Source organism: Actinomadura sp. WAC 06369, assembly GCF_003947565.1.
GTDB classification, from domain to species: Bacteria; Actinomycetota; Actinomycetes; order Streptosporangiales; family Streptosporangiaceae; genus Spirillospora; species Spirillospora rifamycini.
Genome location: NZ_QHJN01000238.1, coordinates 1 through 8,746, shown reverse-complemented (window position 1 = coordinate 8,746; position 8,746 = coordinate 1). Strand labels below are relative to the sequence as shown.

The 8,746-nt window shown below is 74.8% G+C and carries 6 protein-coding genes; 5 read left to right on the top strand and 1 reads right to left on the bottom strand.

Features of this window, described 5'->3' with window-relative positions; all coding sequences use genetic code 11:
* Nucleotides 1–466 precede the first annotated feature (466 nt).
* The 3 genes from DMH08_RS36600 to DMH08_RS36580 all read left to right on the top strand — a co-directional run bounded on the left by DMH08_RS36600 (nt 467) and on the right by DMH08_RS36580 (nt 3,920).
* Nucleotides 467–1,420 (top strand): hypothetical protein, encoded by a 954-nt coding sequence (locus tag DMH08_RS36600; protein ID WP_125620761.1) that lies wholly within the window; start codon nt 467–469, stop codon nt 1,418–1,420.
* Nucleotides 1,421–1,673: 253 nt separating this feature from the next.
* On the top strand, nt 1,674–2,963 hold the full coding sequence (locus tag DMH08_RS40580) for a chaplin (RefSeq protein WP_026403244.1): 1,290 nt from the start codon (nt 1,674–1,676) through the stop codon (nt 2,961–2,963).
* Nucleotides 2,964–3,251: 288 nt separating this feature from the next.
* Complete coding sequence (locus tag DMH08_RS36580) at nt 3,252–3,920, top strand: class E sortase (protein WP_125620759.1); 669 nt, start codon at nt 3,252–3,254, stop codon at nt 3,918–3,920.
* A 46-nt stretch (nt 3,921–3,966) separates the two neighbouring features.
* Here DMH08_RS36580 and DMH08_RS36575 read toward each other — a convergent pair whose 3' ends face one another.
* Nucleotides 3,967–5,040, bottom strand: a complete 1,074-nt coding sequence (locus DMH08_RS36575) for a matrixin family metalloprotease (protein ID WP_125620757.1) — start codon at nt 5,038–5,040, stop codon at nt 3,967–3,969.
* 463 nt (nt 5,041–5,503) lie between these two features.
* On the opposite strand from DMH08_RS36575, the gene DMH08_RS36570 reads away from it, so the two are divergent.
* Together DMH08_RS36570 and DMH08_RS36565 are read left to right on the top strand one after the other, a co-directional pair.
* Entirely contained in the window at nt 5,504–6,517 is a 1,014-nt protein-coding gene (locus DMH08_RS36570) for a DUF2382 domain-containing protein (RefSeq protein WP_026403245.1), read from the top strand.
* A gap of 217 nt (nt 6,518–6,734) precedes the next feature.
* Nucleotides 6,735–8,654, top strand: a complete 1,920-nt coding sequence (locus tag DMH08_RS36565; RefSeq protein ID WP_233618027.1) for a glycoside hydrolase family 3 protein — start codon at nt 6,735–6,737, stop codon at nt 8,652–8,654.
* Nucleotides 8,655–8,746 lie beyond the last annotated feature (92 nt).

Sequence of the window (8,746 nt, the reverse complement as noted above, 5' to 3'; positions counted from 1 at the left end):
GGGCCGCGACGAGCTGTGCCTCGGGCACCCGGCGGACGGTGCGGCGGCGCGGGCGGGGAGCCGGGGTGCTCGGGAGGCTCGGCGCGTCCGGGCGGGCCGCCCGTGCGGCGGCGTCCGCGGGCTCGGCGCGGGGTGCGGGGTCGGTCATCGGGGACTCCTCGCCGGGACGGCCGGGTCCGCCGAATCTAACGCACCCCGATACCGGTCGGCATACATGTCCCGGATAACGAGTTTCGACATATCCCCCAGAATCGGACGAATAGCGGAGTAATGGTGCGCCGGCCTCCGGGGAGGTCCCGGGCGGAAAAGGCGGGCGCGCGGCCTCCGGGATTCACCGAGAGACACGCACGACGTAAATCGAAATCGTCCCGTGATCGCGCGCGGGAAAGTGCTACGGTCGTTCTCGACCGATCAGGAACCGGTCCCGAACGGGGGCCGGGATCGCGGGCGAAGGGGGCATCCGGACGTGGACGCGGCATCGATCCGGCGCGAGGCCGACGGCCTCCGCGGTCGGCATGTCTGCGTCCTGCGCTCGGTCGCCCGGCTGCTCGCGGTCGCCGGATTCGCGTTCGCGGGCTGGCTCGCGCTGGCGGCGCTCAACGACGCCGCGATGGCCGACGACGGGACGCCGCGCAGCGGCGCCCCGCGCGACCTCGCCGGTCCGCTCGCCGTCCCGGACGGCCCCGGCCGGAGCGCCGGCCCCGCCGCCGGACCGGCCGCGCGGCCCGAGCCCGGCCTGGCCACGCTGCGGCACTTCAAGGTGCAGCGCGACTGGTCGCCCCGGGAGACGGCCGAGGTCGTCGCCGACGACGTGCACGAGGTGGGCGAGCGTCCGGTGGGCTACCTGCGCGACCGCGGGAGCGACCTCGCCCGCGACAAGGACACCGCCGTCCGCGCCGTGCGCGACCTCGGGACCGCCGCCGGCGTCCCGGACGTGCGGCTCCGCGGCGACGCGAACACCGGACGGCCCGTCCTCACCGGGCTCGTGCGGGGAGTGGCCGACACCGTGCCGGCACCCGCCGGTGACGCGTCCGCCGCGCCCGGCCCCGCGGCCGAGGGCCCCGAGCCGGAGGCCGCCGGGCAGCCCGCGTTCGCGGGCGAACCCGTCCACGTGGGCGACGGCAAGGTCGTTCCCGCGCCGTTCGCCGACGCCGTCAAGGCCGACGACCTGCCCGAGCCCGACGGCTGCACCGCATGCCGGGGCGGGCACGGCCCGGCCGACACGCCGCCCGTGCTGCCCGGCCAGGACGGCAACCAGCGGGGCGGCTCCGCCCCCGGCGGGCACCCGTTCGCGCCGTTCGCCGACCTCGCCGCCGCGGTCGACCCGGCCGCGCCCCTCGGCATGGACCTGCGCGCCTTCCGCCGCACGTCCCTGACCGACATCGCCGCGCCGGGCGGCCCGGCGGTCGTCCCCGACTAGCGGTTCCCCGCCCCGGCCGCCGCACCCCCGGGTGCGTCCCGCCGCAGGGGCCTCCGCGGCCGTTCCCGGCCGCCCGAGAGTTCACCTTCCTCACCGCGTTTCCGCATGGCGCCCGGCTCACCGGGCCGGGCGGGATTCGCGATTCCGAAATGAGCATCGGCCTCGTCCGGCCGTTGCGCGCTGCGCACATCCGGAAGATGTCGTGCAGCCGATCCACCGATTCATCGATCGCAGAAAAGACAGGAGCAAACAAATGCGCAACTGGGCCAAGAACACCAGCCGCGCCGCGCTCGTCGCCGCGGGCGCGGTCGCCGTCGGCGCGAGCTTCGGCGCCACCGGGGCGGTCGCCCACGCCGACATGCGGACGGCCGGGAACTTCTCCATCCTCGGCGGCAACCAGGTCCACCTGCCGGTCTCCATCCCGGTCGACGTCAGCGGCAACTCCGTCGCGGTCCTCGGCGCGTCGGAGGCGTTCTCCGAGGGCGGCGCCGAGGTCGAGTTCGACGACAAGCGCCACGGCGGGCACGGCGCCGGCGACATGAAGACCTCCGGGAACTTCTCCATCGGCGGCGGGAACCAGGTGAACGCGCCGATCAGCATCCCGATCAACGTGTGCGGCAACTCCGTCGCCGCCATCGGGATCTCCCAGGCGTACTGCAAGGGCGGCGCCGAGGTCGAGTTCGAGAACGGCAAGGGGCACGGGAAGGGCCACGGCAAGGGGCACGGCAAGGGGCACGGCAAGGGCCACGGCAAGGGGCACGGCAAGGGGCACGGTGACGGCTACCGCGCCTCGTCCGCGGACCGCTGGGACGGCGGGTACCGGCACGGCGGCGGCAAGGACGCCGACATGAAGACCTCCGGGAACTTCTCCATCCTCGGCGGCAACCAGGTGAAGGCGCCGATCTCGGCGCCGATCAACGTCTGCGGCAACTCCGTCGCCGTCATCGGGATCTCCCAGGCGTACTGCAAGGGCGGCGCCGAGGTCGAGCGGTCGGGCGGCACGCCGGACATGAAGACCTCGGGCAACTTCTCCATCCTGGGCGGCAACCAGGTGTACCTGCCGATCTCGGCGCCGATCAACGTGTGCGGCAACTCCGTCGCGGTGCTGGGGCTGTCGAAGGCGTCCTGCAAGGGCGGCGCGTCCGTCGGCGACGGCGGCGACCACGACCTGCCGCCGACCCTGCGCAAGGGCAGCACCGCGCGCGAGGGCGGCGCCGCCGGGGCCGCGCCGGGGCCGGACCAGCTCACCGGCCAGCTCACCTCCACGCTGGAGTCGGTCGCCAAGGGCACCGTGACCCGGGCCGGGAAGCCGGTCAAGCCGGTCGCGCAGCCGGTGGCGCAGCCGGTGCGGCCGGTCGCGAACCAGCGCGCCGCCAAGCCGGCCAAGCGGAGCCGCGTGGGCGACACCGTGCGGAACCTCGTCGGCACCCTGAAGCGGACGGCGCCGGTGTCCGAGGTCACCGACCTGACCGTGAACGAGGCCGGCCCGCGCCTGCCGCTGAACGAGCTGCCCGTCGAGGTCAACACGCCGGCGAAGAACTGAGCGGGACCCGTGTGACCGGGTCCGGAACGGACGGGACGGCGCGGTGCGGCTCCGCGTCCGACGGTCCCGGAACGACCCGGAGCTGAACGATCCGCGTCCGCCGCGGCGGCGGGCCGGGCGACCGGACGCCACCGCGGGGCGTCGGGCGGCCGAGCCGCGCCGCGGCGACCGCGGATCGCGACGATCGATCGATCGGACGGAGGGGACGGGAGACGTGCCGTCCCCTCCGTGCCGTCACCGGACGCGGCGGCCGCGCCGCCGTCCGTCCAGCGAGAGGAACGAGGCGACATGTCCGTGCGCAAGCTGATCCCCGCGGCCGTCCCGGTGGCGGCCGCCCTCGCCGTGTCCGCCGCCGGTGCCCCGGCCGCGCGGGCGTCCGCGGGCCCCGCCGGCGCCGGCCCGGCCGCGGCCGTCTCGTCGGTGACGTCCGTGCTCGAACTCGACCCCGCCCGTGCCGCGCCCGCCCGTCCGGAGGCCTCCGGCGCCGCGGGCGCGGCGGCGGAGCCCGGGACGGCGCCGGACGGACGCGCCCGCCCCGGCGAGCAGATCGGGAGCATCGCCATCGACCGCATCTCGGTGAAGGCGAAAGTCCTTGAGGGCGTGTCGGAGCGCGTCCTGCAGTACGGCGTGGGGCACTACCCGGGGACGGCGCGTCCGGGCGAGCAGGGCAACACCGTCCTGCTCGGGCACCGGACGACCCACCTGCACCCGTTCCTCGACCTCGACAAGCTGAAGACCGGCGACGCGATCAAGCTGCGCGCGGGCGGCCGGACGTACACCTACCGGGTGCGGGACAAGCGCATCACGATGCCCGACGACCGCGACGCGCTCGAGCCCGTCCCGTACCGGCCGTGGAGCCCGCCGGACGGCGCGTACGTCACGCTGATCACCTGCCACCCGAAGGGGACGGACGAGCGCCGCCTCATCGTCGTCGGACGGCTCGCGCCCCGGGGCTGACGGGCGCGGCGCCGCCCGGCGGCGTCCGTCCGTCCGGCGGGCCGGCTCAGCGGGCGCCGTAGAGCGCGATCAGCCCGTCGTAGTCGCCCTTGCCGAGCGTGGACGGCCCGTTGTCGCACGGGCCGAGGCGCGGCGCCATCGTGAGGTTCGAGCCGCCGGCGCCCGAGACGTGCGAGAGGCCGAGCACGTGCCCGGTCTCGTGCGTCGCGACCGCCGTCGTGGAGAACGCGCCCTGCGGGCAGGAGCCCGCGCCCGTCCACCAGCGGCGGCCCTGCGTCTGGAGGGCCATGTCCGTCTCGACGGTGGTGGGCCCGGAGGACCAGGAGCACGTCGCGGCGAGCACGTTGCCCTCGGCGGCGGCCATGGCGAGCCAGCCGAACGTGTTGACGCCGTCGCGCCGCCCGCAGGCCGCCGCGCTCGTCAGGTTCGGCGGCTGCGCGGACGCCCCGAGGTACCGCGCGGACACGTTCGGCAGCGGGTTGAACTGCCCGTCGCTGCGGCAGTCGGTGTGCGCGTCGACGGCGTTGGAGACGCCCCTCGCGACGGTGGTGCTCGCCCGTCCGGTGCCGCCCGTGTGGTACCGCCACTGGACGGTCGTGCCCTTCGGCCACTTGCTCGGCTGCGTCCGGTACCGGCCGTCCGTGCAGGCGTCCTGCGGGGCGCGGGCGCCGCGGGGGCGGCCCTGCGGGGCCCGCATGCCGCCGGTGCGGATGACGATCCGGTTCGTCCGGTCGTCGAACTGGATCCGCAGTTCGGCGGCGCCGTCGGTGCGCAGCCAGTGCGCGGCGACCGAGGTGCCGTCCCGGGGGACGGTCGCGCTGAGCCCGCCGGCGCCGGTCACCACGCGCCCGCGCAGGTCGCACTCGGCGATGTCGATGGTGGTCGGCAGCATCCGGGCGGCGAGCGGGCCCTTCCCGGCGCACCACGGCGGCGCGGCGTCGGCGGTCGCGGACGCCGTGCCCGGCAGGCCCGCGGCGGCGACGGCGGCGGCCGACAGCGCCGCCGCGACCAGTGCGGCGCGCGGGCGGCGGGCCGCGGGGCCGGTGCCGGTGCGCTCCGCGCTCCGGCCGATCGTCGGCATCGCCCGTCGCCGCCGGGGTGCGGGTGGGAAGTCGTCCATAGCTGATCTCCGATGTGTCGCAGGCGTCCTCGCGCCCCGATCACCGGGCGCTTCCGTCGACAATGTTGCGCAACACGGGAAAAAGGAAACTGCGGATTCATAAAATGATCTCCATGCCGGGATTTTTCGCCATCAATTAATGGCTGTTCGTCGCTTTTGTGTGATTCATTCTCGGTGACGCTGCGTAGATCGCCGGGCGTCCGTGCCGTGGGGCCGCAGGTAAGAATCTGGTAGATAGTCACCGAGAGTTACGTCAACGGGTTTACCGGCGTCCCATGCGGTTACCCCCGAGGTGAAATCCGGCAACTCGGGATCAATCACAACGAAGGGCACCGGAGTCCGGCGCCGGCGCCCGACTTCGGAATCGCCGCGGCCGAGGGACGCAAGCCGGGCGCGCCGCCGCACCGGCAGGGGCCGTCCGCCCCGCCGGCCGGACGCGGTCGCGGAAGCGGAGGTGTTCAACGTGCAGACGCAGACACAGGTGCGGGAGCTCATGGGAATGAGCGTCTCCGACACCAACGGGACCAAGGTCGGCACGATCAAGCAGGTCTACCTCAACGACGACTCCGGCGCCCCGGAGTGGATCACCGTCCACACCGGCTGGTTCGGGATGCGGGAGAGCTTCGTCCCGCTGACGGGCTCCCACAAGGAAGCCGACATGCTCCAGGTCCCCTACGACAAGGAGACCATCAAGGGCGCCCCCAACGTCGACGCCGACGAGCACCTGTCGCACGCGCAGATCGTCGACCTGTACCGGCACTACGGCGTCCGGCCCCCGGCCGGCGGCCGCACCGGCGAGCAGGCCCCGGCGGGCGGCACCGGCCGCACCGACACCCCCGCCGAGGGCCGGACGGCCGAGGGGCGCGCCGCCCCGGCCGGACCGTCCGGGACGACCGGCGCCGCAGGCGCCGCCGGGACCGCGGGGGCCGCGGGCATGGCCGTCCGCCCCGACCGGGCGAAGCGCGGCGAGCAGGCCGGCCGGACCGCGCCCGACGCGGCCGCCGGACGCACGATGCCCGAGCAGCGCACCCGCACGGAGGCCGAGCCGGGCGCCGAGGGCGGGCTCACGGAGATCGTCCGGTGCGAGGAGCAGATCCACGTCGGCACCGAGCGGCACGAGGCCGGACGGGTCCGGGTCCGCAAGTGGATCGAGACCGAGACGGTCGAGCGCACGGTGCCGTGCACGCACGACGAGATCAAGATCGACCGCGAGCCGATCACCGGCGCGCAGCCGGGCACCCGCGTGACGATCACCGAGGACGACAAGGAGATCGTCCTCTACGAGGAGCGGCCCGTCGTGACGAAGGAGGCCGTGCCGGTCGAGCGGGTGCGGGTGCGCACCGAGCAGGTGCAGGACGAGCAGACCGTCCGCAGCGAGCTGCGCAAGGAGCGCGTCGAGGTGACCCGCGAGGGCGAGGCCGGCCGGTCCCGCGACACCGCGGGCGGGCGGCGCACCGGCGGCGGCCGGAAGAGCTGACCGGGCCCGGGACGGCGGCGGCCGACTCCGGCCACGCCGTCCCGCGCTCCGCACGCGCCTCCCTCCTTGACAGGTGATCTCCGTCGGGGGACCTTCGCGGTGACGCAGAGCCGGTGAGGGGTGCACGGCCGTCCGGGCGAGCCGTGCCCCCCGGACGCCGGCCGCGCGGTCCGCCCGGGCCGCGCGGCGTCGCGGAAGCGACCCACGGAGGGACGACGTGCGACACCCCCTCGGACCCGCCACCCGGATCGGGCGGATCATGCTGGCGCTGGCGGTCACCGCCGCCGTGCCGTCCGCCATCGCGGCACCGCCCGTGCTGGCGCAGGAACGGCCCGCCCCCTATCTGAACCCGCGCCTGCCCGTCGAGAAGCGCGTCGACGACCTGCTCGGCCGGATGACCCTCGCGGAGAAGGCCGGCCAGATGACGCAGGCCGAACGGGGCGCCGTCGCCGGCGACCCCGAGATGATCACCCGGCTGGGCCTCGGCTCCGTCCTGTCGGGCGGCGGCTCCACCCCCGCCTCGAACACCCCCGAAGGCTGGGCCGACATGGTCGACGGCTTCCAGGCCCGCGCCCTCGGCACCCGGTTGAAGATCCCGCTGCTGTACGGGGTCGACTCGGTGCACGGCCACAACAACCTCGTCGGCGCCACCGTCTTCCCCCACAACATCGGCCTCGGCGCGACCCGCGACCCCCGCCTCGCCCGGCGGGCCGCCGCGATCACCGCCGAGGAGACCCGCGCGACCGGCCCGCAGTGGACGTTCGCCCCGTGCGTCTGCGTGACCCGGGACGTCCGGTGGGGGCGCACGTACGAGAGCTTCGGCGAGGACCCCGCGCTCGCCACCCGCATGGCCGCCGCCGTCGAGGGCTACCAGGGGCGCCGCCCGTCCCGCGACCTCGACGACCCCGAACACGTCCTCGCCACCGTGAAGCACTACGCGGGCGACGGCGACACGCGGTTCGGCTCGTCCACCACCGGCACCTACACGATCGACCAGGGCGTCACGGTCACCGACCGGAAGGCGTTCTGGAAGACGAACCTGGTCCCGTACGTCCAGGCGATCAAGAAGCACGACGTCGGCAGCGTCATGCCGTCCTTCTCCAGCGTCGACTGGACCGAGGACGGCGTCGGGAACCCGCTGAAGATGCACGCGCACAAGGAGCTCCTCACCGGCGTCCTCAAGGGCCGGCTCGGCTTCGAGGGGTTCCTGATCAGCGACTGGGAGGCGATCCACCAGATCCCGGGCGACTTCCCGACGCAGGTCCGCACGGCCGTCAACGCGGGCGTCGACATGTTCATGGAGCCCAACAGCGCCCCGCTGTTCGTGGAGACGCTGATCGCCGAGGTCGAGGCGGGCCGCGTCCCGGTGTCCCGCGTCGACGACGCCGTGGGCCGCATCCTCACCGCGAAGTTCGAGCTCGGACTGTTCGAACGCCCGTACACCGACCGCTCGAACGCGTCCCGCATCGGCTCCCGCGAGCACCGCGCCGTCGCCCGCGAGGCCGTCGCGAAGTCGCAGGTGCTGCTGAAGAACGACGGCCGGGCGCTGCCCCTCGACCGCCGCGACGCCATCTACGTCGCCGGGGTGAACGCCGACGACATCGGCAACCAGGCGGGCGGCTGGACCGTCACCTGGCAGGGGCGGTCCGGCGACATCATCCCCGGCACCACCGTCCTCGAGGGGATCGAGCAGTACGCCGACGACGTCACCTACAGCGCCGACGCGTCCGCCCCCGTGGACGGCGCCGACGTCGGCGTGGTCGTGGTCGGCGAGACCCCGTACGCCGAGGGCGTCGGCGACGTCGGCAACGGTCACACGCTGAACCTCTCGGCCGCCGACCGGGCGAACGTCGAGAAGGTCTGCGCCGCCGTCGGCACCTGCGTCGTCCTGGACGTCGCGGGCCGCCCGCAGATCGTCACCGACCTCCTCCCGAAGATGGACGCGTTCGTCATGTCCTGGCTGCCCGGCAGCGAGGGCGGCGGCGTCGCCGACGTCCTGTTCGGCCGCCGCCCCTTCACCGGCAAGCTCCCCGTCTCCTGGCCCCGCAGCGAAGCCCAGGAGCCCGTCAACATCGGCGACCGCGACTACGACCCCCTGTTCCGCTACGGCCACGGCCTCCGCACCCGAACCCGCTGACCCGCGCCCGGGGCCGGTCGTCCACCGGACGACCGGCCCCGAGGCGCGGGTCAGCGGGTTCGGGTGCGGAGGCCGTGGCCGTAGCGGAACAG